Annotated in this window: 27 protein-coding genes; 14 read left to right on the forward strand and 13 right to left on the reverse strand. The window is 41.0% G+C overall.

Features of this window, described 5'->3' with window-relative positions:
• Position 1 precedes the first annotated feature (1 nt).
• Together LA313_RS14240 and LA313_RS14245 are read right to left on the reverse strand one after the other, a co-directional pair.
• Positions 2 to 895, reverse strand: a complete 894-nt coding sequence (locus tag LA313_RS14240) for a YihY/virulence factor BrkB family protein (RefSeq protein ID WP_228916151.1) — start codon at positions 893 to 895, stop codon at positions 2 to 4.
• Positions 896 to 990: 95 nt separating this feature from the next.
• Positions 991 to 2241, reverse strand: coding sequence for a cation:proton antiporter (locus LA313_RS14245; protein WP_228916153.1), 1251 nt, complete (start codon positions 2239 to 2241; stop codon positions 991 to 993).
• A 141-nt stretch (positions 2242 to 2382) separates the two neighbouring features.
• On the opposite strand from LA313_RS14245, the gene LA313_RS14250 reads away from it, so the two are divergent.
• Positions 2383 to 3150 (forward strand): XRE family transcriptional regulator, encoded by a 768-nt coding sequence (locus LA313_RS14250; protein WP_228916155.1) that lies wholly within the window; start codon positions 2383 to 2385, stop codon positions 3148 to 3150.
• A gap of 92 nt (positions 3151 to 3242) precedes the next feature.
• Here LA313_RS14250 and LA313_RS14255 read toward each other — a convergent pair whose 3' ends face one another.
• The 6 genes from LA313_RS14255 to LA313_RS14280 all read right to left on the reverse strand — a co-directional run bounded on the left by LA313_RS14255 (position 3243) and on the right by LA313_RS14280 (position 7471).
• On the reverse strand, positions 3243 to 3413 hold the full coding sequence (locus LA313_RS14255) for a hypothetical protein (protein WP_228916157.1): 171 nt from the start codon (positions 3411 to 3413) through the stop codon (positions 3243 to 3245).
• 115 nt (positions 3414 to 3528) lie between these two features.
• On the reverse strand, positions 3529 to 3765 hold the full coding sequence (locus LA313_RS14260; RefSeq protein WP_228916158.1) for a hypothetical protein: 237 nt from the start codon (positions 3763 to 3765) through the stop codon (positions 3529 to 3531).
• A gap of 195 nt (positions 3766 to 3960) precedes the next feature.
• Positions 3961 to 4575, reverse strand: a complete 615-nt coding sequence (locus tag LA313_RS14265; protein WP_228916160.1) for a penta-EF hand family protein — start codon at positions 4573 to 4575, stop codon at positions 3961 to 3963.
• 71 nt (positions 4576 to 4646) lie between these two features.
• Positions 4647 to 6338: a hypothetical protein gene (locus tag LA313_RS14270; RefSeq protein ID WP_228916162.1), complete on the reverse strand. Its 1692-nt coding sequence runs from the start codon at positions 6336 to 6338 to the stop codon at positions 4647 to 4649.
• A gap of 134 nt (positions 6339 to 6472) precedes the next feature.
• Positions 6473 to 6868 (reverse strand): response regulator, encoded by a 396-nt coding sequence (locus LA313_RS14275; RefSeq protein WP_228916163.1) that lies wholly within the window; start codon positions 6866 to 6868, stop codon positions 6473 to 6475.
• A gap of 105 nt (positions 6869 to 6973) precedes the next feature.
• On the reverse strand, positions 6974 to 7471 hold the full coding sequence (locus LA313_RS14280; RefSeq protein WP_228916164.1) for a DUF456 domain-containing protein: 498 nt from the start codon (positions 7469 to 7471) through the stop codon (positions 6974 to 6976).
• Positions 7472 to 7579: 108 nt separating this feature from the next.
• On the opposite strand from LA313_RS14280, the gene LA313_RS14285 reads away from it, so the two are divergent.
• The 3 genes from LA313_RS14285 to LA313_RS14295 all read left to right on the forward strand — a co-directional run bounded on the left by LA313_RS14285 (position 7580) and on the right by LA313_RS14295 (position 10132).
• Positions 7580 to 7939: a BlaI/MecI/CopY family transcriptional regulator gene (locus LA313_RS14285; RefSeq protein ID WP_228916165.1), complete on the forward strand. Its 360-nt coding sequence runs from the start codon at positions 7580 to 7582 to the stop codon at positions 7937 to 7939.
• Between the two features lie 2 nt (positions 7940 to 7941).
• Positions 7942 to 9312, forward strand: coding sequence for a M56 family metallopeptidase (locus LA313_RS14290; protein WP_228916167.1), 1371 nt, complete (start codon positions 7942 to 7944; stop codon positions 9310 to 9312).
• Between the two features lie 340 nt (positions 9313 to 9652).
• Positions 9653 to 10132: a hypothetical protein gene (locus tag LA313_RS14295; RefSeq protein WP_228916169.1), complete on the forward strand. Its 480-nt coding sequence runs from the start codon at positions 9653 to 9655 to the stop codon at positions 10130 to 10132.
• A 59-nt stretch (positions 10133 to 10191) separates the two neighbouring features.
• Here the strand turns inward: LA313_RS14295 and LA313_RS14300 are convergent, their stop codons facing one another.
• From LA313_RS14300 to LA313_RS14310, 3 genes are read right to left on the reverse strand one after another with little or no spacing between them, the layout of a single operon-like run.
• Positions 10192 to 11064 carry a hypothetical protein gene (locus tag LA313_RS14300; RefSeq protein WP_228916171.1) on the reverse strand — a complete coding sequence of 291 codons (873 nt, stop codon included), beginning with the start codon at positions 11062 to 11064 and terminating at the stop codon, positions 10192 to 10194.
• A gap of 54 nt (positions 11065 to 11118) precedes the next feature.
• Entirely contained in the window at positions 11119 to 12246 is a 1128-nt protein-coding gene (locus tag LA313_RS14305; RefSeq protein WP_228916173.1) for a glycosyltransferase, read from the reverse strand.
• The gene (locus LA313_RS14310) at positions 12243 to 13211 is read right to left on the reverse strand and encodes a hypothetical protein (RefSeq protein WP_228916175.1); all 969 of its coding nucleotides are present in this window, start codon (positions 13209 to 13211) and stop codon (positions 12243 to 12245) included. Before LA313_RS14310 ends, LA313_RS14305 begins: the two co-directional genes overlap by 4 nt.
• Positions 13212 to 13287: 76 nt before the next feature.
• Here LA313_RS14310 and ruvC point away from each other — a divergent pair, with 76 nt between their 5' ends.
• From ruvC to hemW, 3 genes are all read left to right on the forward strand, one after another.
• Positions 13288 to 13845: a crossover junction endodeoxyribonuclease RuvC gene (gene ruvC / locus LA313_RS14315; RefSeq protein ID WP_228916177.1), complete on the forward strand. Its 558-nt coding sequence runs from the start codon at positions 13288 to 13290 to the stop codon at positions 13843 to 13845.
• Between the two features lie 29 nt (positions 13846 to 13874).
• The gene (locus tag LA313_RS14320) at positions 13875 to 14180 is read left to right on the forward strand and encodes a four helix bundle protein (RefSeq protein WP_228916179.1); all 306 of its coding nucleotides are present in this window, start codon (positions 13875 to 13877) and stop codon (positions 14178 to 14180) included.
• A gap of 150 nt (positions 14181 to 14330) precedes the next feature.
• Positions 14331 to 15452, forward strand: a complete 1122-nt coding sequence (gene hemW, locus LA313_RS14325) for a radical SAM family heme chaperone HemW (protein WP_228916181.1) — start codon at positions 14331 to 14333, stop codon at positions 15450 to 15452.
• Here the strand turns inward: hemW and LA313_RS14330 are convergent.
• Both LA313_RS14330 and LA313_RS14335 read right to left on the reverse strand, forming a co-directional pair.
• Positions 15449 to 15760 carry a type II toxin-antitoxin system RelE/ParE family toxin gene (locus LA313_RS14330; protein ID WP_228916182.1) on the reverse strand — a complete coding sequence of 104 codons (312 nt, stop codon included), beginning with the start codon at positions 15758 to 15760 and terminating at the stop codon, positions 15449 to 15451. The two genes, hemW and LA313_RS14330, sit on opposite strands and share 4 nt — an antisense overlap.
• A complete protein-coding gene (locus LA313_RS14335) occupies positions 15748 to 15936 on the reverse strand; it encodes a hypothetical protein (RefSeq protein ID WP_228916184.1) in 189 nt (62 codons plus the stop codon). Before LA313_RS14335 ends, LA313_RS14330 begins: the two co-directional genes overlap by 13 nt.
• Before the next feature lie 215 nt (positions 15937 to 16151).
• Here LA313_RS14335 and LA313_RS14340 point away from each other — a divergent pair, with 215 nt between their 5' ends.
• The 7 genes from LA313_RS14340 (at position 16152) to LA313_RS14370 (ending at position 23855) form a co-directional block, all read left to right on the forward strand.
• Positions 16152 to 16904, forward strand: a complete 753-nt coding sequence (locus LA313_RS14340) for a cyclase family protein (protein ID WP_228916186.1) — start codon at positions 16152 to 16154, stop codon at positions 16902 to 16904.
• Positions 16901 to 17290: a DUF4260 domain-containing protein gene (locus LA313_RS14345; protein WP_228916188.1), complete on the forward strand. Its 390-nt coding sequence runs from the start codon at positions 16901 to 16903 to the stop codon at positions 17288 to 17290. The genes LA313_RS14340 and LA313_RS14345 overlap by 4 nt, the downstream gene beginning before the upstream one ends.
• 18 nt (positions 17291 to 17308) lie before the next feature.
• Positions 17309 to 17665 carry an MmcQ/YjbR family DNA-binding protein gene (locus LA313_RS14350; protein ID WP_228916190.1) on the forward strand — a complete coding sequence of 119 codons (357 nt, stop codon included), beginning with the start codon at positions 17309 to 17311 and terminating at the stop codon, positions 17663 to 17665.
• 6 nt (positions 17666 to 17671) lie between these two features.
• The gene (locus LA313_RS14355) at positions 17672 to 19444 is read left to right on the forward strand and encodes a MutS-related protein (protein WP_228916192.1); all 1773 of its coding nucleotides are present in this window, start codon (positions 17672 to 17674) and stop codon (positions 19442 to 19444) included.
• Between the two features lie 200 nt (positions 19445 to 19644).
• Positions 19645 to 20646, forward strand: coding sequence for a metal-dependent hydrolase (locus LA313_RS14360; protein ID WP_228916195.1), 1002 nt, complete (start codon positions 19645 to 19647; stop codon positions 20644 to 20646).
• Positions 20647 to 20701: 55 nt separating this feature from the next.
• Positions 20702 to 22414: a DUF885 domain-containing protein gene (locus LA313_RS14365; RefSeq protein ID WP_228916197.1), complete on the forward strand. Its 1713-nt coding sequence runs from the start codon at positions 20702 to 20704 to the stop codon at positions 22412 to 22414.
• A 541-nt stretch (positions 22415 to 22955) separates the two neighbouring features.
• A complete protein-coding gene (locus tag LA313_RS14370) occupies positions 22956 to 23855 on the forward strand; it encodes a DMT family transporter (protein WP_228916199.1) in 900 nt (299 codons plus the stop codon).
• The last annotated feature ends 84 nt before the right edge of the window (positions 23856 to 23939 follow it).

Below are 23939 nucleotides of genomic sequence, written 5' to 3' on the forward strand. Positions count from 1 at the left end.
ATTAAGGCTTTTCTCGCCCGACACCTGAGTATTTTTCAATTTCAGAATTTAATTCGGCGCCAATAAGAATGATAAAACTAGTAAGGAATAACCATAACAGCATAACAACTACTGCCGAAATAGAGCCGTATACTTCCCCATAACTTCCGAAGTTTTGAACATAAAAGGAAAAGCCCCAGGAAGCGATTAACCACAAAAGCGTGGCCAGGAGCGCTCCGGGAAATACCCATTTGTAGGCCGGTGTTCTTCTATCGGGAGCATAACGATACATCGCAGCCAGGAAAAATACTACTATGGCGGCCAGGAGTACCCATCTTAGCCAGGTGATCAAGATTTCCAGACTGGAAGGAAGGGAAATAAAATTAACAATGGCAGGCCAGACTACAATAAGACCGAGACTAATGATGACCAGGATGATGGTACCAAGTGTAAAGAGCAGGGTAAGGGCATTTTGCTTTATGAAGCCCCGGTCATTATTGGTGTCGTAAGCGACATCCAATCCTGTGAACATTGATTTCGTCCCTTTGTTGGCACTCCAAAGACTAAATAGGATCCCAATAATTAAACTCCAGCTTAAGGCGCTTCCCGATGTGGAAACTACATCCTCAAGCTGGGATTCTATGATATTGAAAGCCTGTTGTGGCATTACTTGAGAGATAGTTTGTAGTTGATCCTGAAGGCTCTGCGGGTCCATCGCCAGGCCGTAAATGGAAACTAAGGCCCCAATGGCAGGAAAAACTGCAAGAAATGCATAGAACGCAACTCCGGCAGAAATGATGGAAACATTATTTTCACCAATTTCATCTTTGACACCAAGTCCTATAGATTTCCATCCTGAAAAAGGGATCTTTGATGGTTTTTCCATTTTTCGTGGAGGATTGTAACCTTTGCTCATTACTTTTATTTTTGAGTTATCTTTCTTAAAATAAGAAATTCATAAAGCAGAGCTTAAGACTACAGCTATAAACATTTGTTAATCCTGCGGGATGCTCAGCTTTTTTGCTTCACCCTGTCTCTTTTTTTAAAATGCCCAATCACAGAAGGAGCTGTAAAACCATGTATGATTATGGAGATCAAAATAATGTAGGCGGTAATTGCATATAATTCATTTTTGTGGTCAAAATAATCAAAGGTGACAAAAGCCCAGGATAAATAGAAGATAGACCCTATCCCCCGTATCCCAAAGAAGCTCACCGCCAGTTTGCTCTTGAAACTTCCTTTCACTCCAAGTAACCCAATTAAACCTGCAACTGGCCTAATTATTAGCACAAAGAGAAAAGCGAATACTACTCCTTTCCAATCGGTCAAAGTGAGCATTCCGTTCATGATGGATCCACCGAATAACAAAATATAGATCACCATGAACAGGTGCTCCATTTCCTGGACGAAATCGTGAAGTTTTTTCTTGTATTTCTGATCGACTTTTTCATAATATCTAAGGCTGAAACCGGCAAAGAAAACCGCCAGAAAGCCATACCCATGCAGTAGTTCTGTAACACCGTAAGTCATAAAGGTAAGCGAGAGGGCAAGGAAACCAACAAAAGTTTTTACCCCGGCATATTTATGGATCCTATCCATTAAGTGTCCTATTAACCACCCAAGGAATAATCCGCAAATTACTCCAATGACCACCTTGAGAAGTAATTTATCCCAAAGCCAGTCTGTAAAATTAAATGCGGCCCAGCTTCCCGCCTGTGCTACCAGGACTGCCAGGTATGAGAAGGGATATGCAATACCATCATTAAGACCTGCTTCGGCAGTGAGGGTGAATCTAATATCATTTGCGAGTTCTTCTTCCTCCATAGGGTCATCCAGTTGCACCTCGGCTGCGAGAACAGGATCTGTAGGAGCCAGTACTGCGGCCAGTAAAAGGCTGGACGGTAAACTGAGTAACAGGAAGTATTGTCCCAATAAAAAAGCCGAGATCATACAAATGGGCATGGTGACAAAAACCAAAAGGAGAGGCTTTCGCCAGGCACGGAGACTGTAATTTGCACCTATTTTAAGACCGGCGCCCATGAGGGAAATGATAACAAGGGCTTCGGAAAAGTACATAAGATGTTGGTCCTTCCATAGAGGATCTGGCCAGTTTAAAGGCAGTCCCACAGCAAAAAGCCCAAAACCAATTAATAAAAGTACGATTGGAGAGCTTATTTTTAGCTTTTTGGAAAAAGCGGGCAGCCACGCCATTATTATGGTAGCAAATCCAAGGCCGGCAAGGATCAGGTAATGTTCTTCCATTACGGGAAAATAGGATTTATTCTTTCTTTCCCTTCATAAAAGAATGTTACTTCTTTATAACCATACCAAAAAACGTAGTTTTTTAGGATTTTATCCAATGCACAAGTAGGATATTTTCCAAAAAGGATTAAATTTGTTAGTATGGGAACAGATGTATCACAAGAAATCAAACGGTTCAAAGAGGTAAGGGATGAAAATAACTTTACCCAAACCGAATTTGCCCAGCTGCTGGGCATTAAGAATTCTACAGCCGATATTGAAAGAGGCCGCACAAAACTTTCTGGTAAGGTAGTGGCCGAACTGCTTCGGCAATTCGCGATCAATCCTTTGTGGTTGTTTGGGGAAAGCAATCAAAAATACCTGCAGTTGACTAAGGGAGATATAAGTCCTAAAGTAGTAAGTCTTAATAGTGCAGAGGAAGAAAACATTGTACTGGTAAATGTAAAGGCAGCGGCGGGATATCCACAAAACGTGCAGGATGTGGAATGGTACCAGCAGCTTCCGGCTTTTGATATTCCTTTGCCCGAATATCGCAATGCGACCCACCGGGGCTTCCAGGTAGAAGGAGACAGTATGTTACCAAACTTCAGGCCGGGCGAATGGGTTCTGGGAAAAGCAGTTCCCACCATTGAGGAAGCCAGCAATAACAGGATTTACGTGGTAGTGTTATATGATTCAGTCCTTGTAAAAAAACTTCAGAAGTTACCCGATCCTTCCAAACTTCTTCTCATCTCTCTTAATGAAGAGTATTTACCTATTGAAGTGAGGGTAAACGATATCCAGGAGTTATGGCAGGTGAATTCCAAGCTTACTTTTAATCTCGACGCACCTTCAGAAAGCGGTTTGCTAAAGCAACTCCAGCAGTCTATGGAGGATCTAAAAAGTGAGTTTAAAACCCTTAAACATTAAAAAACGGCCTGAGAACTTCAGGCCGTTTTCCAGGATCTAAAGATCCTGTGGTTGTTGGTTAGTTGTATTAAATTATATTTCTTAATACAAGATTAGACATCATCGTCCATCTCATCATATGCTTCCTCTACTTCATCACCTCTTTCTTCAAGTTCGTCAGTAGCTTCTTCGATTCTATCTCCTCTGTCCGGCTCATCACGACACGATATGAAAGATGAGCTTACCGTGAAGAGTAGGGAAAAGATTAAAATAAACTTTTTCATGGTTGTGTTTTTAAGATTAGTTCTAACAAATTTATAGAAACCTGCTCATAATAAGCATTTTGCTTGCTAAACTTTTCTTAAAACAGCCTTAAAAGCCGTATTTTAGTGCATATTTCTAGTTATCATCTCCTATTTTGTCGATTTCCTCGTTAATCTCTTCATTAACTTCCTGGTCAACTTTTTTACCGGTTCTTTCAATGATTCCTTCATTGTCCTCTTCCACCTCGACTTCTTCTCTTTCTACTTCCACCTCTGTTTCACGAACAACTTCTCTTTCTGTAACAGTATCACGGCAGGAAGTGAACAAAATAGTTCCCATAGCCATTATTGCGAAAAAACTTTTAATCTTCATAATTCAATATTTAATGTTTGAAGGAGCCAATGTATAAAACCCGTTCACGTCATTGTCACAATTTTTCAATAATTTAATATAATGTTTAAAAATAGTTCTAAAAATGATGCTGTAAAACATCATTTTTAGAACTTATTTTAAATATCAAAGCCATCCGAAAAGGATGGCTTTAATTAATCTGACCGAACTCAGGGATTACATTTCCCTGGTTGTACCGGTAAAGTTGTTATATTCATTTTCGTCAAGAAAACCATCGTCATTGGCGTCCCAATCGTCAAACAACCCCGAATTCCATTCATTGTTATCTACAAAACGGTCATCATTCTCGTCAAAGTCATTAAACCAGTTGGAATTCGCAAAGCCTTCATTCCATTCGTCACTACTTAAAAAACCGTCTTTATCTGTGTCAAACAGGTCCCAGTCTTCTTCACCGGCATAATCTGTATACCAGTTGTTTCTACCTTCATTCCATTCGTTCTCGTCAATCATGTCATCATCGTTGACATCTGCCACTCCAAATGTTGATTCGTAGAACTCTTCATCATCAAAAGTAGAACTGTCGTCTTCATCCCATTCAGAAAAAACGGTGTTGTTTGCCTCTCCAAATTCATTCTCATCAAGCATTGAATTATCATCGGCGTCATAAGCTCCAAAACCTTCGTCCATTACTTCATCCTCTTCGTAAACCTCAGTTTCAAGTTCTTCTTCTATCACCTCTATTTCATCTGCTTCCCTTTCGGCATCTTTACAAGCCATAAAGGAGGTGCTCACTGTAAATAAAAAAGTGAATACTAAAATTAATCGTTTCATAATATCAAATTTTAATTCGATTTGTTTAAAAGCTGCGGAAGGATTTTCCTTATGCAGGTATCTTTAAGCTACTATAGAATTCCTTCAAGTGCAAGCATACCACCAACTGCCGATGCAACGGCGGAAACTATTCCGGTAGCAACCAGCCACCATGCAGCGGTTGCGGCTGCTTTTCTGGATTCTTCGGCTGCAATAAGAGCCTTCTCCCTGGCTTCGGCTATTTTCTCATTCACCTTGATCTGTACTTCATAAGCCTTTTCCAGAACGGAATCTCTTGCGCTTACAATTTTATCAGCGATAGGTTCTGCTTCGCTTCGGCTAAGGGAGGTTCGGTCGGTGATCATTATGATCATTTCTTCCTTGTTATAATGTTCAAGTTTATATTTAAGATCGGGACCGGCTCCTGAATCCTGAAAAATAGCAGTGAAATCTGAATAAATCCTGTTAAGGTCATTTGTCCCGCCGGAGAACATGGCTTTTACTTTTGCCTGCAGGTCACCTTTTTTCTGTTGTAATTCACCTTTTTTCGCCTGTGCATTATCCTGTCCGTCACTAAAGTAAGCCTGCACCTTATTCAGGACCTTTTCTGCCTGGGAGATCCTTTTATCTGCTTCTCTTTCATCCATGTCCTGAGACGCAAGAAGTTTTACAAGGGTCTCTCTGTCTATTGCACTTGCTTTTGCTTTAGCAATATTGGTCGCTTGTTTTGGTTCATTGAGAATCTTCTTAAGGTCTTGCTCCAGTTGGTCTGGTTGTAATTCTTTCTTGTTGGTGTTTTGAAGAGCACCTTTAATTTGATCCTGATATTTATTGATCTGCTCTCTGTCGGCAGGAGTTAGATCTTCAATTCCGGCCTTAGCTTTATCCTCGGGAGAGGCATCGCTTTGAGCAATATTTTTAATGCTGTTCACATGGTTTTTAACAGCCTCTTTATCTTCTTTGGAAAGAGTGCTTTTGTCGGCTTCTTCCAGAATCAATTTTTTTACTGAATTTGGATAATCAAAATCGGCTTTTTCTGTTACCTGTAAGTCGGTGATAAGATCCTTGATCTGTTTTTTCAGGTTTTGAATATCTACGCGCTGTGGCTTAAGCTGTTTAACGTAGTCATCTACTTTCTTATCTACATCGTGTGTAGAGAAAAGTTTTTCAAACTGCTTACGCATATCTTTTGCTTCAAATTTCGCCTTTGTTTTTGCGACATCTTTGGCCACGCCTGCATCTGATTTCTGAAAGACAGAACCTGCAGATGAAAGACTATTTTTAACTGTAGATGCCAGTCCACCTACGAGTGAGGTTACCATATTGATCTCAAGGTATGTAACCACCATAAAAAAAGCTGCCCAAATTACCAGTCCAAGAGTGGCTCCGATAAAGTTTGCACCTATAAATCCTAATTTTACGGCCAGAAGACTTGCAAAGAACAGGGCGATGGAAGTGGTGATCATTGTCCATGCACCAAGACCTGTAGAAACTTTTTGACCCACATTCATACCATCGTCATCGTCATCATGGTCTTCATTTGCTTTTTGCCTGTCTTTGGTGGAATCACTGTGGCCTTTCTTTCGAATGTTACCTACTGCAGTAATTCCTCCGGCAACAGAAATTGACGTTAATAATAGCTGAAATCCCAAAGCGAGTAGTACCCCTGCAACTACTGCAATGAAGAAATTTGTCTCCTCAAGCAGAACGGCTGCTCCCATTCCTTCCTGAGCAAATAAATTCAAAGGGAATAATGCACATAATAATAAAGTATACCTCTTCATAGTTGATTTTTAATTGGTTATACACCTAAATTAAAGTTTTAAGAAGGGTATTTTTTTAAATTAATCTTAAATCCGGGTTCTTTTAAGGAGAACTTAGTGTTTAGAACGGGAACCGTATGGAAATGATAAAATAATTAAGAATTCAGCAAAGGAAGAAGTTTAATATAGATATCCTCACAGTCCTGTTTTGAAAGGGGTTTCTCACGAAAACCAATAACCTGGGGAAATCCTGCAGCTCTTTTTCGGTCACTTTCATTAATTGAGGAGGTGACCATTACTACATAAATTTTATCTGCTTTTGGTAAACGCGCCACTTGCTCAAGGAATTCCCAGCCGGTGCATTGTGGCATATTAATATCCAGCAATATTAATAGTGGCTTGGTAGGGGGATGATTGCTTAAAAATTCCAGTGCTTCCCGGGCATGGAGAAAATCCAAAACATTGGATGGTAACTTACTTTTTTTGATAAGCACCTTGTGCAGGAATAGGACGACTGCATCGTCATCAATAACAACAAGGTCTAAGTTCATATAATAAGTAAATCAAAGTAGCGGAGCAACCGGGAATTTTAATAGGAAATGAATTCTTTAAACAGGGGCAAAGATATGAAAATAAGTTATCCCTTGATTCACAATTTAAAGGAGCACTGTCCTGAACTCCCATACTTTATAAATATAAAGCAGAAGAAAAATTGCAGTTACCACAAACTCCATAAATGTAGATGCCAGTAACCCTATAAATGAACCCGATGCTGCCTTGAGGGCGGTTTTTGAATCGGCCTTGTTCAGGATCTCTCCAATATAGGCGCCAGCGAATGGAGCAATAAGAATAGCAAAGGGGATGGGGATAAAAATTCCCGCAAATAGACCTATTGTCGCTCCCATCATTCCCTGTTTACTGCCTCCAAGGTATTTTGTGCCCAAAGCCGGTATGGCATATTGAAGTGCAAAAATAATGATGGTTATGATTAAAGTAATCCCCAGGTAAGCGTAATCCATGGGTATGGCAGATGTTAGATGCAATAATAGTAAACCCGCCCAGCTAACCGGGATACCGGGTAACATCGGGAGAAAACTTCCAAGAATTCCTACCAACATAAGAATGCCTGCAAGTACTATAAAAATAAGATCCATAAAACTAATTTTTGGCTAAGATAGAGAAAGAGCAGACATAAAAAACAACTAAAAGATTAGTTTAAACTAAATAATTAGTTATATATTAGCGATAACAAAGAAAGAATTATGAAGCAATTGACCAAAGCCGAAGAAGAGATCATGCAGATCCTTTGGAATTTAAAGGAAGCCAACGTCGCCCTAATAATAGAGGAGATGAAGGAGCCGAAACCGGCTTATAATACAGTTTCCACTATTGTTCGCATCCTGGAAAGCAAAAAGTTCGTAGACCATCGAAAAAAGGGAAAAGGATATATCTATTTTCCGCTGGTAGATAAGGAGACCTATACTAATCAAAGTATGAATAAACTCATTGATGGATACTTTAACGGCTCCTTTAAAAGTATGGTTTCCTTCTTTATGAAAGAGAATAAAATGGACACCAAAGAATTGGAATCGATCCTTAAAGAGATCAACAAAAAGCAATAGTTATGTTCCACTACATTATACAGGTTGTCGCTTTTCAGCTCTTATTTTTAATAGGTTTCGAGCTGTTTTTAAAGAAAGAGACCTTTTTCAATTATAATCGTGCTTATCTTTTGATAACTCCGGTACTGGCAATGCTTTTACCATTGCTAAAGATACCCTTCCTTCAGGCTGCAATTCCTACGGAAGACTTTGTGATGCTGCCGGAAGTATTAATAGGTGCAAGCAGTGAATCACCTGTAACTTTAAATTCTGAAACTCCTGAAGCTGTTCAAACCATCAATTGGTGGCTTCTGGCTTACAGCGGCGGATTTATTTTTAGCCTCGGGATTTTCTTCAATAAGTTCAGAGTTTTAAAACAGCTTTTTACTCATAAACCAGTTCGCCAAAACCACGGGATGAAGATCGTGGAGGTGCCCCAATCAAAAATTGCCTGTACTTTTTATAAAACTATATTTCTGGGAGCCGAACTTTCAGAAAAAGAGCGGGAACAGATCCTTTCTCACGAACTGGTTCATGTGAAACAAAAACATACGCTGGATCTTTTACTGTTTGAATTTTTGAAGATCATTTTCTGGTTCAATCCGCTTATCTACATCTATCAATCAAAAATTTCAGCCATACATGAATATATCGCTGATGCCGGGGTAGTAAAAAATGTCAAAAAACAGGATTATTTCCAGCAGCTCCTCAATTCAGCTTTTAATACCGAGGATATTTCATTTGTCAATCAATTTTTTAATCATTCAATCATCAAAAAACGAATAGTTATGTTACAAAAAAACAGATCAAGATCAATTTCAAAGTTTAAATTTTTAATCATTCTGCCGCTTATGGCAGTAATGCTGACTTATGTTTCCTGTAGTTCGACACAATCTCCGAATAGAGAAGTTGCAGCCCCGGAAACTCCGCAACCGCCATCAACTCCTCCTTCAGCAGTGGTTACAGAAAAACAAAAGGACAATGATCCAGGCCTGGCCATTCCATTTGCGGTGGTTGAACAGGTTCCCGTTTTTCCGGGGTGCGAAGGATTGGAAACAATGGAGGAACAAAAAGAATGTATGGCCAGGAATATAAACATGCATGTCAATAGAAATTTCAATGTAGGTTTAGGGAAAGAATTAGGATTAACAGGTATCAACAGGGTTTACGTTCAATTTAAGGTTTCGAAAAAAGGAGAAGTTACCGAGGTAAGATCGAGAGCACCACATCCCGAGCTGGGTGCAGAGGCCGAAAGAGTAGTAAACGATTTACCAGATATGGAACCGGCCATTCATGGTGGAAAAGAGGTAGCAGTACTTTATTCTCTTCCTATAACATTTCAGGTTGCCGAGCCTGAACCTACAGAAGAAGGGAAGGAAGAAGATCAGAATTAAAATTTAAACAAAAAATTCATTTTATTTAATATTATTTTCAGCCACTAAAGCCGAAGCTCAGCCTTCGGCTTTATCTATTCTGGAGTAAATTTTTCCGAAGCCATTGATAGTATTTCAACAGTCCGAAACATCAAAATTTATGCTTTGAGTGAAAGAGAAATAAAACGAGAGGGAGAAAATGAATTTTTTGAAAGCCCATGACAGATCTTTCCTTTTTAATTTGATTAGGGCTGTCCTAAATTAGGTTAAGATCGTAATGACTTAATTATGTCATATCCACGGGAGAAAACTTTTCCTCAAACTCCTTAAATTCACTATTTTTGAAAAGTTTCTGTCCCGAATGAAGAAAATTCTACTCTTACTGCTGTTGCCTTTTCTGTTTGTCTCCTGTGAGGAGTTTCAGACGCGAAAGATATCTTCGGAAGAAATACTTTCAGAAGAGACCCGCGATTTTAACTGGCATGAGGTAGATCAATATCCGGCCTTTGAGGAATGCCGGAATATTATGGAAGTTGAAGCTGCAAAAGCCTGTTTTGGCAATAAAGTCGCACAATACTTCTATTCCAGGCTCGAAGCCAAACAACCTGTTGTGACCGAAGCTTTGAATGATACCCTTTACCTCTACTTAAAAATTTCTGAAAAAGGAAAACCGGCCATAGACTCCATGGAAATAGACTCCCTGGTGCTGGACCAGCTGCCCGGGATAAAGAACTGGCTTTCCCAAAGTGTGGATTCCCTGCCAAAGATCTATCCGGCCACTAAACGCGGTATTCCGGTGAAAACTACCTTTAGAATGCCGGTGGTTATTAAGGCGGAGTAGTGGTCAGTGATCGGTGAGAAAAATGGATGCAGTACGCCGCCGGATTCCAGCCAGTCCAATTAAAGATTGTACTTATATCCCACGGTAAAATCAACAGGAAACCTGCCGTTACTGTCAAGAACAATGGCAAAAATGTCATTATACCCAACAGTGATAAAACTGTTAGGGGTGACCTTAATGTCGCTGCCTATTCCAAAACTTAAGGGTGCAGTAAAGGTGAAGCCGCTGTCATCTTTTACGGCGACTACTTCCCCTGTATCATTGGTGATTGTAATGGTCTCTTCGGAATAGAACAAACTTGCCAGCCGGGCGTCCACATGGATGTCAAAATATTTTAAATAAAGCGCCTTGAATCGGTAATTAATGGACAACTGAGTAGAGGTGTAGCGGTAATCATTCCCTTTGAAGCTATGCCGCAACTGGAGAAATGCAGAGTGACGCGGCGCCAGATTAGGATCATAAAATTCATATTCCAGGCCTGCCACCGGCACAAGAATATTTTCAGGATTATCGGTGTAAATATTATTGGAAAATCCCGCAAAAAAGGCAATTCTCTGTTTGATGTTTTTGGTGGATTCATTCTTTACATAATCCTCCTGGACCAGGGAATTATAGGTGTTAGTAAAATGCCGCAGGCTGTAAAGTACAAATAGAACATCTTGCGTCCTTATTTTCGCATCTGTAGTTAATTGAAGAAGCTGTTCTTTATATTTCCCGTTCCCATTAGGGTTGAGCAATTCTACCATGCGATTGCCCTTTTGCATAAAGTACCTGTAGTTATGATCTTCTTCTGACCAAAAGAGGCTAAGAGGTCCTTTAACTTCCCGGTTAAGTTGCAGCGTATCATTATTAATAATATAGGTTTCCTGCGCAGCCATGGGGAGTGCGAGACAAAAGAATAAACCGAATAAGAAGGCTTTTATTTGTTGCATTTTAAGGGAAAACAATAAAATTAAAGATAAGAAAAAATCGGGTGTGCCTTATTTTTAAAAGTTGCGGCCTTTCCATTTATAACCGGAGAATAAAGAAAATATTGCCACAGCACTGCTAAAGAAGGGATAAAGTAAGCTGCTTAACACATAGGTTTTCATGGCTCTTTCCCGGTTAAAGAACTTTGCGCTGCTGTAAATGAGATAAAAATCAACATTAAACTTGAGCAGGAAACAAATGAGCAGCAATATAGGTTGTATAAGGCCCAAAAGCACAAGAATGCTAAAGGTGACAATTAATAGATTCATTAGGAACACAAGCATACCCAGGCCCCTGGAGAAAAAACTTTTATAGGCAGTAGTTTTTGAAGCCCATCTTACCCGTTGGAAGAATAGTTCTGTCCAGGAGCCGGTTGAGGTCGTCAATACCACTGCTTCCCGGGATCTTAAAAATGCGGTTTTTAAACCTGATTCTTGAAATTTCTCCAGCAGGAAAACATCATCGCCACTCGCCACCTCTCTATTTCCTTCGAAACCATTCACCTTCAAGAATGCCTCTTTTGAGTAGCAAAAGTTAGCGCCGTTGCACATAAATGGGAGGTCTACGCCAAATCCTCCAATGGTGGCAGCCTGCAAACTAAAAATATCCAACTCCTGAAAGTGGTCCAAAAATGTCATTTTTGACCCTTCAGTCTTTAAAGCGACCGGGGCGGCAATGGCAGCTGCACTGGACTCTATGATCAGGGAATTGTATTCCTTAAGCCATTCCTGCGGCACCTCACAATCGGCATCTGTGGTTAAGATGTATTCATTTCCTGAAGTCGAAATCGCCAGCTCAATCCCATCTTTTTTGGGACTGCCAGATTTCCGGATATTCTCCAATAACCCGATGTTGAGTTGAGGGTGCTCCTTCAGGAATTCCTGCCATAATTCTGCTGAATTATCTTCGGAAGCATCATTGACTGCGATGATCTCAAACAGTTCCGGGGGATAATTCAGCTTCAGAAGAGATTTAAATAACAGCGGAAGATTTTCAGATTCATTGCGGTAAACTATGACAATTGAAAAAGTGGTTTCTGGAGCTGAATCTTTTCCGGAGAAATTTGGCACATGAGTGAAACCGTACAGGAGAAACAACATGGTTAGGACGTAGAGTAGCGTGATAACTACAACTCCCGCGATCATGCTATGGCGTGCTTGGACTTTTTGTACCTAAGGATGTAGTAACTTCCGGCAAGACCGGGCAGGCCAAAATTGAGGATCCACACGGTAAGAACTATCGTAAACACAATGATTTGTGGCACTTGCAATAATCCGAAGATCCACACCGCAAATCCACCTTTTATAAAGGCATCAAAAATGATCATGGTGGGAATGATGGAAGCCAGAATATAGGTGCTGAATACAGCCGAAATTAGTAATGGATAAGAGACATCAACCTTAAATTGCAGCAGCAGGAAATAGAACTGGTGGGTAAATATCAGGAATCTTATGCTGGCAAAAATGAGGGTGTTCCACCGAATTTTTTCAGAAACATTGTGAAAAGATTCTTCCAGTCTTTGAATGGAATAGCCTTTGATCCGAATCCTGAATTTCTTCATAACCACATATAGAATAAATGGCGCAAACAACAAACCCGTTACCAGGATGATATTGAACACGGGAAGGGCAAGATGATCCAGCGAAGTGATGAGAAACAGAAGTCCTGCAATTCCAAAGAAATAAGTAGCGAAAAGTTGAGCGGTATTCCCAAGAAAGTTGAGAAATATGATCTTCCTCCAGGACGAGCGGGTATAGTAAAGACACTTAGCCCCGTACTCCCCTATGCGGCTGGGGGTAAAAATAGCAGCAGTGAAAGAAGCCAGACTTTCGCGTGTGGCAGCTTTAAATGAATTCTCCCGCACATGGGAGCTTAAATTTTGCCATTTCAGGATCTCGAAGTACCAGTTAAGTACGGTGAGAATTATCAAAACCATTATATTGGTAAAGGAAAATATCCTGTAATCATTGAGTATATCAACAAAACTGTCAAAATCCATGGCCTCATCATTGGTCACTTTATACCAGATGAACGATACTGCTGCCAGGACCACCAGGATCTTGATTACTAGTGAGAAGAATTGATTAGCTTTGTGCGAGGTTATTCGCATGGATTTATTTAAGAACCGGTTGAATTTCCCGGCATTTCATCACCGGCAGGTTTGATCTTGCAATATTACGAAGCTTTTGAATACCGAAAAAATCATTTTAGGCATTGATCCCGGAACCACGATCATGGGCTTTGGGCTAATTAAGGTTGTGAACCGCAAAATGTCTTTCCTGCAACTTAACGAACTGCACCTGCAAAAGTATGATGATCCTTATATCAAGCTGAAGCTCATCTTTGAGCGAACAGTAGAACTTATTGACACCTGGCATCCCGATGAAATTGCTATTGAAGCCCCTTTCTTCGGAAAAAATGTACAATCCATGCTCAAGCTGGGGCGGGCACAGGGAGTCGCCATGGCAGCGGGATTGAGTAGGGAAGTGCCGGTAACCGAATATTCTCCGAAAAAGATAAAAATGGCCATCACCGGAAACGGAAATGCCAGCAAGGAACAAGTCGCCGGAATGCTGCAGAGCCTTCTTTCACTTAAATCCCTCCCCAAGAACCTCGATGCCACCGACGGACTCGCAGCTGCGGTCTGCCACTTCTATAACTCCGGAAAAGTGGAGATCGGAAAAAATTATTCGGGTTGGGCGGCTTTTGTAAAGCAGAATCCGGATAAACTCAATAAACAATGATCAATTAGCAATAATCAGAAAGTTTTGCAATGGAAAGAAAAGAAAATGTTCTGGATGAGAAATCCTTTGAATTTGCGGTTAAAACCGTGAAGCTCTATAAGAAGATCATTAAGGAAGAAAAAGAATACGTTCTGCCTAAGCAATTTCTGAGATCGGGGACATCAATTGGTGCAAATGTAGCCGAAGCGAATGGAGCAATATTAACTGCAGATTTTTCTTCAAAAGTATCCATAGCTTACAAAGAAAGTCTGGAGACCAAATTCTGGCTAAGGTTGTTCGAAGCTACAGATTACATTGAACGTACAGAATTTGAGGAAATGTTCGGGAAAAGCTGATGAACTCTCCAGGATAATGTACAGTATTTTGAAATAGACCAGAATGAACAAGTAAGTTATTAAATGATAACTGAAATACTTCAACTGGTTGTTGTTAATTGCTAATTGGCTCCTGATAATTGGTTATTGTTAATTGTTAATTGTTAATTGATGTATATACACATTCCATTTTGTAAACAAGCCTGTCACTACTGTGATTTTCATTTCTCGACTTCCGTAAAAAAGAAACCGGAAATGGTGGAGGCCATTTGCAAAGAACTTCAGCTGCGAAAAAGTGAAATTTCGGACGAGGTGGAGACGATCTATTTTGGAGGGGGAACTCCGTCGTTACTTTCTGCTGAAGAATTGCAGCAGATCTTCACTGTTATTCATGACCAGTTTAAGGTCACTAAAGATCCGGAAATCACTTTGGAAGCTAACCCCGATGATCTCTCAGAAGAAAAATTAAAGATGCTGGCAGCTTCTCCTGTGAACCGGCTGAGTATTGGAGTGCAGTCATTTTTTGAAGCAGACCTGAAACTGATGAACCGGGCACGTAATTCAGCTGAAGCTTTGGAGTCGATTAAGATGGCAAAAAGGTATTTTGAGAATATCTCCATTGATCTCATTTACGGTATCCCCGGGATGAGCAACGATCGCTGGAGGGAAAATCTCAATATTGCCCTTGAGCTTGGAGTTCCACATATTTCCAGTTATGCCCTCACCGTTGAACCGCGAACGGCATTGAAAAGCATGATCGAAAAAGGGAAGGTCGCTCCGGTAGAGGAAGAGGCTGCAAAAGAGCAGTACGAGATCATGATCGACATCTTATCTGCTGCCGGCTTCGACAATTATGAATTCTCCAACTTCGGAAAACCCGGCTACTTTTCCCGGAACAATACCGCATACTGGTTTGGGAAACCTTATCTGGGGATAGGGCCTTCGGCACACTCTTTTGATGGATTTCACAGAAAATGGAATGTTAGTAATAACACACTCTACATCAAGGCGCTTCAAAAAGGGGAAATTCCGGCAGAGGTTGAGAAACTTTCTGTTTCAGACCGGTACAACGAACTTGTTATGACCCGCCTGCGAACCAGGTGGGGGATTTTAGTAGATGAGGTGGAAAGGAGCTTTGGGAAAAAATATAAAGATTACCTGCTTCGGGAAGCTGCCGCTTTAGTTGATAGCGGAATGCTGGAGTGGGATCAGGAAAGGCTGCAGGTTTCCAAAAAAGGGAAATTTTTGAGTGATGGTATTGCCTCGGAGCTATTTTGGGTGGAGGAGAACTAAATCTTCTTTAAAAACCGGAGTAATTTTGCAGGATCCTTTCTGTTATCCCAAAAACCGGTAATAAAAATTTTAGGCAGATTAATTTTGTAAATGATACTGTAATGCCTCAAAATTAAGACGCGGGAATAGGGAAAACTAGTTGGCTTACCTACCTCCGGATTTGATCTAAGAATTTCAAGCCTTTCCCTTATTGCGAGGTTTAATTTTCGGGAATAGTTGGTATTTTCATTTCTCTCGTTCCAGTACTGAAAGACTTCATCTCTCTGTGCTTTAGCCGTAAAAGTCCAGAGGATTTCTATTTCATCCATTCGTCGTCCTGTTTCATCAAATCTTTTTCAGAAATAAGTCTATCCTCTTTGATGTCCACTTCACTCATTTGAAGCATCTCAATTTGTTCAGAAGTTAAATTTATCTCTTCCTTCTCCTGAGTAGCGCTAAAAAGAACTTCAATGGCATTTAATAGCTGTTCATTTTCGCTTACCATAATCCGATCGATCAGTCTACTTTTTATTTTTTGAATTGTATCCATTGCCTTCTCTAATTAATTCCGCCTAGTAAAGATAATAATTATTAAAGGTTTAAACTTTAAATACTATTGATTGAGACTTCTATCCCTAGGAAAGATTGTTCTTTGGAATAGTAAATATTGATAATCAGAAAAACGTTCTATTTTTACAACATCCCAAAGTAACATTTTCAATGCAGGCAAGCATTCAGTACAACAATCAAAACTACCAAGTCAACCTCTCCAAACCCCTGGATATCTCCCTGAGTTTACGGGGAGACGACAAAAATCCCGTTGTCTGGTATCTAAAAGCACCAAAAATTGCACCTGTACAGGAAGGAAACTGGATTGGGAAAGTGAGCAAAGGTGGATCTGTCAACTTCAATAATATTTATTTCAATCCCCACGGGCATACTACCCACACCGAATGCGTGGGGCATATCACCCCCGAATTCCACAGCATCAACGAAAGTCTCAAAACCTTCTTTTTTGCTGCTAAACTGGTCTCAGTGGAGCCTGTTAAGATTAACGGGGATGAGGTGATAACTAAAGAGCAAATAAAAGCACATTTTAGTAAAGGGGAAGCCCAGGCGCTTATCATTCGTACGCTCCCTAACAGCATTGCCAAGCGCAGTAAACACTATTCCCATACCAACTGGCCTTACTTGCAGGAAGAAGCGGCAATTTACATCCGGGAATGCGGCGTGGAGCATTTATTGATCGATCTGCCTTCTGTTGACAGGGAAGAAGACGGCGGAAAGCTGCTGGCGCATAAAGCCTTTTGGAATTATCCAAAAAATGTCCGACTTAATGCGACTATAACAGAGCTTGTTTACGCTCCTTCAAGAATTGAGGACGGATTCTATTTCCTCAACCTCCAACCCGCATCTTTTGAAAATGATGCTGCACCTTCCAAACCAGTACTTTATAAACCTGAATTAATATGAAAGCAACTATAAAACTTGAGGAGCTTGCAATGCTCCTTCTGGGAATCTATGCCTTCGGATTTCTGCATTACGAATGGTGGTGGTTTTTGGTATTGTTCCTGGGGCCAGATCTCGGGATGATTGGTTATGCCTTTGGGAATAAAGCCGGAGCCGTTTTATACAATCTTTTTCATCACAGAGGATTGGCTATTATGATCTACCTCGCGGGTGCCTTTTTTCTTATTCCGGTGTTGCAGTTGGCTGGTGTCATTTTGTTCTCCCACGCTGCTTTTGACAGAATGCTGGGCTACGGACTTAAGTACAAAAAAGGCTTTAAATATACACACCTGGGGGAAATTGGAAAAGAGAAAATGACAAAGAAGGAACAGGGTCCTCAACTGTCCTGAAGTTCTTATCTTTGGGCTATGGATATTGAGGCCGTTAGAACTTATTGTTTAGCTAAAAGGGGCGTGACCGAAGAATTGCCTTTTGGTCCCGATGTTCTTGTATTCAAAGTGGCGGGGAAAATGTTTGCACTGGCAGCCCTGGAGACGATTCCTTTTCGGGTAAGTCTTAAATGTGATCCCGAAAAAGCGCTCTCACTTAGGGATGAATATCCAGATCATATTGAAGGCGCCTATCACATGAGTAAAAAGCATTGGAATAGCCTACAAACAGAGAGCCTTCCGCCAAAATTAGTCAAAGAACTTATTGATCATTCATATTCGCTGGTGGTCTCCGGTCTTTCAAATAAACTTCAGCAGGAATTACAAAATTTATAGATTTAGATGCAGGATCCCGCCATTTTTTATAATACCCAGATAGAGAAATATCGTAGTCAGCTTCATGCTGCTTCCCGCAAACTAGGTTTATCCAGTTTATTGCGACTCCTTATATTTTTGGCGGTGGCCTATGCTGTTTACGCCTTTTGGGGAAATTCTACTGCTGTTATTGCTTCCATTCTTGTTGGGATCGCAATCTTCATACTTCTTGTTTCCCGGCATTCCGATCTGCGGTACGAGCGGGATAAGTTCCGGGAGTTAATAAGGATCAATGAGACCGAGCTGGAGGTCCTTAAGAGGAATTTTCATCAATTACCCACAGGAACTGAGTTCGCCGATCCATTACATCCATACAGTCAGGATATTGATCTCTTCGGAAAAGGTTCCTTTTTTCAGTATTTGAATCGTACCACGCTTTTGGAAGGAAAGGATAAACTTGCGCAACTGCTGATTTCAAATGATATTGATAATATCAACCTGAAGCAGGATGCTGTAAAAGAGCTGGCTGAAAAAGCCGACTGGCGACAGAATTTCTCTGCCCTGGCCACGCTTGTAAAAACTGAATCAAGAACAGCTGTAATAACGGGCTGGCTTAACAACTACAAAGGTTTTGTTCCCGGCCTTATGAAGTGGCTTCCTTTACTTTTCTCTACCATTTCGGGGATTGTCATAGCTGCTTATTTTCTTGATTTGATTGGGGGAATTGAACTGGCGTTATGGTTTTTTGCAGGCCTGCTCATCACAGGATTTTTCCTAAAGCGCATTAACCTGCTCTCTTCCAGTGTAAGCAAGGTGCAGGATACTTTTCACCAGTATTACCAATTGCTCGGCCTTATTGAGAACACCACTTTTGAATCTGAATTGCTACGGAAGAACAAGGATGAGATAGCTTCCGAAAAACAGAAGGCTTCTGCCATCCTTAAGAAATTTTCCAAAGCTATAGATTCTTTGGACCAACGCAACAACATGATCTTTGGAGTTCTTGGGAATGGTTTTTTGCTGTGGGACCTGTGTTATTCCTGGAAACTGGAAAAGTGGATCCAGGAACATGGACAGGTGGTCCAAAAATGGTTCCGCGCGATAGAATTTCTGGATGCCTATAATTCCCTTGGGAATTTTGCCTTCAATCATCCCGCTTATGTTTTTCCCGAACTGCATCACGACTCCCATATTTCTGATGCCACTCAACTCGCACATCCTCTTTTAGATCCCCAAAAGCGGATTGCCAATAACTTTTCTATAGAAAAAGAACAATTTTTCATCATCACGGGTGCGAACATGGCCGGGAAAAGCACCTTTTTAAGAACCGTAAGCCTGCAGATCCTCATGGGGAATGTTGGCCTTCCGGTTTGTGCCACTTCCTGTCATTACACACCTATAAAGCTTATCACCAGTATGCGTACAACAGACTCGCTTACAGATGATGAATCCTATTTCTTTTCTGAATTAAAGCGACTGAAGTTTGTAGTGGACGAGATCAAAACCGATAAATATTTCATTATTCTCGATGAGATCCTGAAGGGAACTAACAGCACGGATAAGGCAATCGGCTCGAGAAAATTCATTGAAAAGCTCGTTCGCTCCAATTCCACCGGAATTATCGCTACTCATGATCTTAGCCTTTGTGAAGTGACAGAAGAGCTGCCGCAGGTAAAAAACTACTATTTTGATGCCGAGATCATCAACGACGAATTAAATTTCGACTACCGCTTTAAGGAAGGCGTTTGCCAAAATATGAATGCTTCTTTCCTGCTGAAAAAGATGGAAATTGTGGACTGAAGTTAGACTTTAGAAGTACGATTTTAGAAGGGAAATTTATATAAACCTCACAGGTTTCCAAAACCTGTGAGGTTTGATTGAATAGCGGAGAATACAATGGTGTGGACTTGAAATCCGTGCCGCCTAATTTTGTCAGGTCGAGCGAAGTCGAGACCTCTGGAATAATTTTGAACCTTGAATTTTGAATCTTGAATTAAAAGATGGATAGTTTAACTCAAATAGTACTCGGTGCGGCAGTAGGCGAAGCAGTTCTTGGACGTAAAGTGGGGAATAAAGCGATGTTGTATGGAGCCATTGCCGGTACCATCCCCGATCTCGATGCACTTGCAGGAAATTTTACAGACACTATTACTGCGATCGAGGTCCATAGAGGATTTTCACATTCCATAGTTTTTGCAGTACTGGCAGCACCTGTTTTTGGTTACCTTATCTCCAGGATCGAAAGGAAGAGCGGCTTAGGCTGGAAAGACTGGTCATGGCTTATGTTCTGGGGACTGTTCACACACCCTATTCTCGATTCATTCACGACCTGGGGAACGCAGCTATTCTGGCCGCTGGACATAAGGCTTGCATTTAAAAGCATCTTTGTAATTGACCCTTTATATACCCTTCCCTTTCTTACTTTTCTCATTCTGGCCATGCGCAGGAAAAAAGAGGATCCAAAAAGGGCAAAATTCAATCGTTTTGGTTTAATAGTAAGTACGGGTTATTTAATGCTTACCCTGGTTTTAAAATTCACGGCTCATCAACAGTTTAAAGAAAGCCTGGAGCAGCAGGGAATGTTTTATTCCCGGCTTGATACACGTCCCACGCCTCTTAATACCATTTTATGGGCGGCCAATGCCGAAGCAGAGAACGATTTTCTCATTGGCTATTATTCTTTTTTTGATGAGGAGATGATAAGGTTTGAGGCGGTGCCAAAGAACTGGCATTATCTTGGGAGTCTCAAAAAGGATAAAAATGTGCAACGTTTAATTGAAATCTCAAAAGGCTGGTACACCATTTCAGAAAAGGACGGATTTTTATATTTTAATGACCTGCGTTTCGGAAAGCTGAATCCTTCAGACGAAGATTCGAACTTCGCCTTTAGCTATAAGCTAATTCCGGAGGGAGGGACCATAAGGGCTGAAGAAGAGCCGAAAAGTCCTGGCGATGGAAAACAGATCCTTCTTGATCTTTGGGAAAGGATCAAGGGTAATTAAATTTAAGTAACTGCAAATGCAATAGGCTGTATTTAATCTTCTAAAAAATTTGATTATGAAATACCCTTTTTGGAGCCTCATACTTTTTGTCTTTTTAAATTTTCAGGTCTTTAGTCAGAATTTTTCCAAAGCCCTTGACCAGGTGATCGAAAAGGTGGATGGACACGAGGGTTATGATCAAAAAGCTTATCCCTTGGGCCTGTATACTGAAGAATATTATAAGAATGAAGCAGAATTTGCGCAGGAGAGGCTAAAAGAGCTGGAGAAGATCAATAGAGAGGAATTATCTGAAACCGAAAATATCTCTGCTGAACTCTTGAGGTACAAGCTTCAGGAAACTGTGGATTTTTATGAGTATGAGGCGTATTTAAATCCACTTTTATCAGATGCCGGGTTTCATGTGAGCTTACCTTATCATGTGAGGGATTTCAGTAATTATAAGCAGGTGAAAGAATACCTGGATAAGCTAAATGCAATTCCTGCTTACGTAGATCAACATCTTGTGTTGCTTAGAAAAGGGATCAAAAAAGGTATTTTGCAGCCAGCTGTAATATTTAAGGGTTATGAATCAACTTACAACGACCAGCTCGTTGATGATCCCAAAGAAAGCTATTATTATTCACCATTTCTAAACCTTCCGTCAATTCTTACGCAGAAACAAAAGGATTCAGTTTTAGCTGCGGCTGAAAAAGCAGTTGCAACGAATGTGATCCCACAATTCAGGCGCATAAAGACCTTTTTTGAGACTGAATATCTTCCGGCAGGAAGAAAGAGTATAGGTGTTTCAGAAGCTCCTCGCGGCAGGGAATATTATCAAAATCGCCTGAACTATTATACTACCCTGGATCTTTCCGCAGAAGAGATCCACCAGATGGGTCTTGAAGAAGTGACCAGGATCAATGCCGAAATGAAGAAGATCATTGCCGAAGTTAGTTTTGAAGGCAGTTTTGAGGATTTTATCCACTATCTACGGACAGATGAACAGTTCTATGCAGAGACAGGAGAAGAGCTGCTTAAGGAAGCCAGAGACATTTCAAAACGAATTGACGCCCAGCTCCCCGCTTTCTTTAACACGCTCCCCAGAAGACCTTACGGAGTGGCGCCGGTGCCCGATGCTATTGCACCAAAATATACTACCGGGCGTTATATTGGCGGGGGAGATGATACACAACCCGGGTATTATTGGGTGAATACTTATAACCTCCAGAACCGGCCGCTATACGTGCTTCCGGCATTGACAGCGCATGAAGCAGTACCCGGTCACCATCTTCAAATATCACTCAACAAGGAACTGGGGGATAGTATTCCAAAATTCAGAAGGAACTTCTATTTATCGGCTTTTGGAGAAGGTTGGGGTTTATATTCTGAAGCTTTAGCCGAGGAAATGGGTATTTATAGAACTCCGTATGAACGTTTTGGCAAACTCACTTACGAACAATGGCGCGCCGGCCGACTAGTAGTGGACACCGGAATTCATGCTTTAGGCTGGACCAGGGAGCAAGCGGTGGAATTCCTTCGCTCAAACACAGCCCTTTCCATGCACAACATCAATACAGAAGTGGACCGTTATATCTCCTGGCCGGGACAGGCAGTTTCTTATAAGATTGGTGAAATGAAAATAAGGGAGCTGAGAAAAAGGGCTGAAGCAGCTTTGGGACCTGACTTCAATATCAGGGAATTTCATGAAGTGATCCTGGAGCAGGGAACTGTTACTTTACCTATTATGGAAGAAAGGGTTGAGGCTTATATTGAGAGAAGTTTAAAATAGTTAAGACAGGAGATCGCTGCGCTGCTAGAATCAAGAACCAAGACTAAAAATTCACGCTATCAAAATTTGGAAACAGAGCTGGCGCGGATCTGTGATCCGTGACGAGTTTTATTCTTTTTTTGTACTCAGCACGGATTGCAAATCTGCGCTATCAAAATTTGGAAACAGAGCTGGCGCGGATCTGCGATCCGTGACGTGATTTCAATTGAGTTAACTCAGCACGGATTGCAAATCCGCGCTATCGAAATTTGGAAACAGAGTTGGCGCAGATCTGTGATCCGTGACGTGATTTTAATTGAGTTAACTCAGCACGGATTACAAATCCGCGCTATCGTAATTTGAGAATGGGTTGGCGCAGATCTGTGATCCGTGACGGTTATGCTATCCAAAATTTTACAGGCAAATAACATTTATAAAAATCTTTTTCCACTTTGCTAAAATAGCCTACTTTTGCACCCGCAAAAAAAAATTGCTATACACTGGTTTTTCCAGATACTTCCAATCCTTAAAATCACTTGCAGACCTACTGCAATCTCTATTTATGAATAACTCTTTACTTAAAGGCAGCCTTTTTGTTGCACTTGGGGCGATTAGCTATGGAATGCTTACCACTTTCGTTAAACTGGCCTATGCCGAAGGATATACCTCTCATGAGATCACTTTTTCACAAATGGCACTGGGCCTTGTGGGATTAGTTATCATAAACTTTTTTATCGGCAAAAACAAAGATGCGGCTCCTGTTCAAAATAAGTCAAAAAGCATCTTAAAGCTTATGGCCGCAGGCACTTCGCTGGGGCTTACCAGTACTTTTTACTATCTGGCCGCCAAATACATCCCGGTTTCCATTGGTATTGTGCTGTTAATGCAAAGCGTTTGGATGGGGGTAGTACTGGAGGCAATTCTCGACAAGAAAACTCCTGGGGCTAAAAAAATATTTGCAGTAGTTGCCATTCTTGCTGGAACCGTGCTGGCTACCAATCTTATGGCCGATTCTTTCCAGCTGGACTGGAGAGGAATGGGGTGGGGACTGCTTGCTGCCATGTCCTATACTGTGACTATTTACACTTCCAATACTGTTTCATTGCACCTGCATCCTTTAAGGAGGAGTCTGTGGATGATGGTTGGGGGTACTCTAATTGTCGGGATCATTTCCTTCCCTTTCCTAATAGAACAGTTTGATTTGACGATATTTCAGAAATGGGGATTGATCCTTGCCCTTTTTGGAACCATTCTCCCCCCCATTCTCTACACCCGGGGAATGCCCATCACAGGGGTGGGGCTGGGAGCCATTGTTTCCTCCATTGAATTGCCTGCAGCGGTACTCATGGCCTATTTCCTTTTAAGTGAAAGAGTGGATGTTTTTCAATGGGCAGGTATTGTCTTGATCCTCATAGCCGTAATCCAGATGAATTTGCGAGGTTTTAGACAAAAAGAAGAGTAAGAGCTTCTGAATAGGTGGAGGTATGGAGGTTTCTAAATAGTTTTTACTTCGGAAGCCTGGGGTCTATTTAATTTTTCAACAATC

Origin of the sequence: Salinimicrobium sediminilitoris (genome assembly GCF_020866905.1) — a bacterium.
Classification (GTDB): Bacteria; Bacteroidota; Bacteroidia; order Flavobacteriales; family Flavobacteriaceae; genus Salinimicrobium; species Salinimicrobium sediminilitoris.

Bases quoted from the DNA above. Each gene is read 5' to 3' on its own strand.
- LA313_RS14250 (WP_228916155.1), top strand. From the start codon at position 2,383: ATGGGAACAGATGTATCACAAGAAATCAAACGGTTCAAAGAGGTAAGG.
- LA313_RS14270 (WP_228916162.1), bottom strand. From the start codon at position 6,338: ATGAAGAGGTATACTTTATTATTATGTGCATTATTCCCTTTGAATTTA.
- LA313_RS14280 (WP_228916164.1), bottom strand. From the start codon at position 7,471: ATGGATCTTATTTTTATAGTACTTGCAGGCATTCTTATGTTGGTAGGA.
- LA313_RS14370 (WP_228916199.1), top strand. From the start codon at position 22,956: ATGAATAACTCTTTACTTAAAGGCAGCCTTTTTGTTGCACTTGGGGCG.
- LA313_RS14350 (WP_228916190.1), top strand. From the start codon at position 17,309: ATGGATATTGAGGCCGTTAGAACTTATTGTTTAGCTAAAAGGGGCGTG.
- LA313_RS14295 (WP_228916169.1), top strand. From the start codon at position 9,653: ATGAAGAAAATTCTACTCTTACTGCTGTTGCCTTTTCTGTTTGTCTCC.
- LA313_RS14310 (WP_228916175.1), bottom strand. From the start codon at position 13,211: ATGCGAATAACCTCGCACAAAGCTAATCAATTCTTCTCACTAGTAATC.
- LA313_RS14345 (WP_228916188.1), top strand. From the start codon at position 16,901: ATGAAAGCAACTATAAAACTTGAGGAGCTTGCAATGCTCCTTCTGGGA.
- LA313_RS14365 (WP_228916197.1), top strand. From the start codon at position 20,702: ATGAAATACCCTTTTTGGAGCCTCATACTTTTTGTCTTTTTAAATTTT.
- LA313_RS14330 (WP_228916182.1), bottom strand. From the start codon at position 15,760: ATGGATGAAATAGAAATCCTCTGGACTTTTACGGCTAAAGCACAGAGA.
- LA313_RS14340 (WP_228916186.1), top strand. From the start codon at position 16,152: ATGCAGGCAAGCATTCAGTACAACAATCAAAACTACCAAGTCAACCTC.
- LA313_RS14275 (WP_228916163.1), bottom strand. From the start codon at position 6,868: ATGAACTTAGACCTTGTTGTTATTGATGACGATGCAGTCGTCCTATTC.
- LA313_RS14255 (WP_228916157.1), bottom strand. From the start codon at position 3,413: ATGAAAAAGTTTATTTTAATCTTTTCCCTACTCTTCACGGTAAGCTCA.
- LA313_RS14320 (WP_228916179.1), top strand. From the start codon at position 13,875: ATGGAAAGAAAAGAAAATGTTCTGGATGAGAAATCCTTTGAATTTGCG.
- LA313_RS14290 (WP_228916167.1), top strand. From the start codon at position 7,942: ATGTTCCACTACATTATACAGGTTGTCGCTTTTCAGCTCTTATTTTTA.
- LA313_RS14355 (WP_228916192.1), top strand. From the start codon at position 17,672: ATGCAGGATCCCGCCATTTTTTATAATACCCAGATAGAGAAATATCGT.
- LA313_RS14335 (WP_228916184.1), bottom strand. From the start codon at position 15,936: ATGGTAAGCGAAAATGAACAGCTATTAAATGCCATTGAAGTTCTTTTT.
- hemW (WP_228916181.1), top strand. From the start codon at position 14,331: ATGTATATACACATTCCATTTTGTAAACAAGCCTGTCACTACTGTGAT.
- LA313_RS14245 (WP_228916153.1), bottom strand. From the start codon at position 2,241: ATGGAAGAACATTACCTGATCCTTGCCGGCCTTGGATTTGCTACCATA.
- LA313_RS14265 (WP_228916160.1), bottom strand. From the start codon at position 4,575: ATGAAACGATTAATTTTAGTATTCACTTTTTTATTTACAGTGAGCACC.
- LA313_RS14305 (WP_228916173.1), bottom strand. From the start codon at position 12,246: ATGATCGCGGGAGTTGTAGTTATCACGCTACTCTACGTCCTAACCATG.
- LA313_RS14360 (WP_228916195.1), top strand. From the start codon at position 19,645: ATGGATAGTTTAACTCAAATAGTACTCGGTGCGGCAGTAGGCGAAGCA.
- LA313_RS14300 (WP_228916171.1), bottom strand. From the start codon at position 11,064: ATGCAACAAATAAAAGCCTTCTTATTCGGTTTATTCTTTTGTCTCGCA.
- LA313_RS14260 (WP_228916158.1), bottom strand. From the start codon at position 3,765: ATGAAGATTAAAAGTTTTTTCGCAATAATGGCTATGGGAACTATTTTG.
- LA313_RS14240 (WP_228916151.1), bottom strand. From the start codon at position 895: ATGAGCAAAGGTTACAATCCTCCACGAAAAATGGAAAAACCATCAAAG.
- LA313_RS14285 (WP_228916165.1), top strand. From the start codon at position 7,580: ATGAAGCAATTGACCAAAGCCGAAGAAGAGATCATGCAGATCCTTTGG.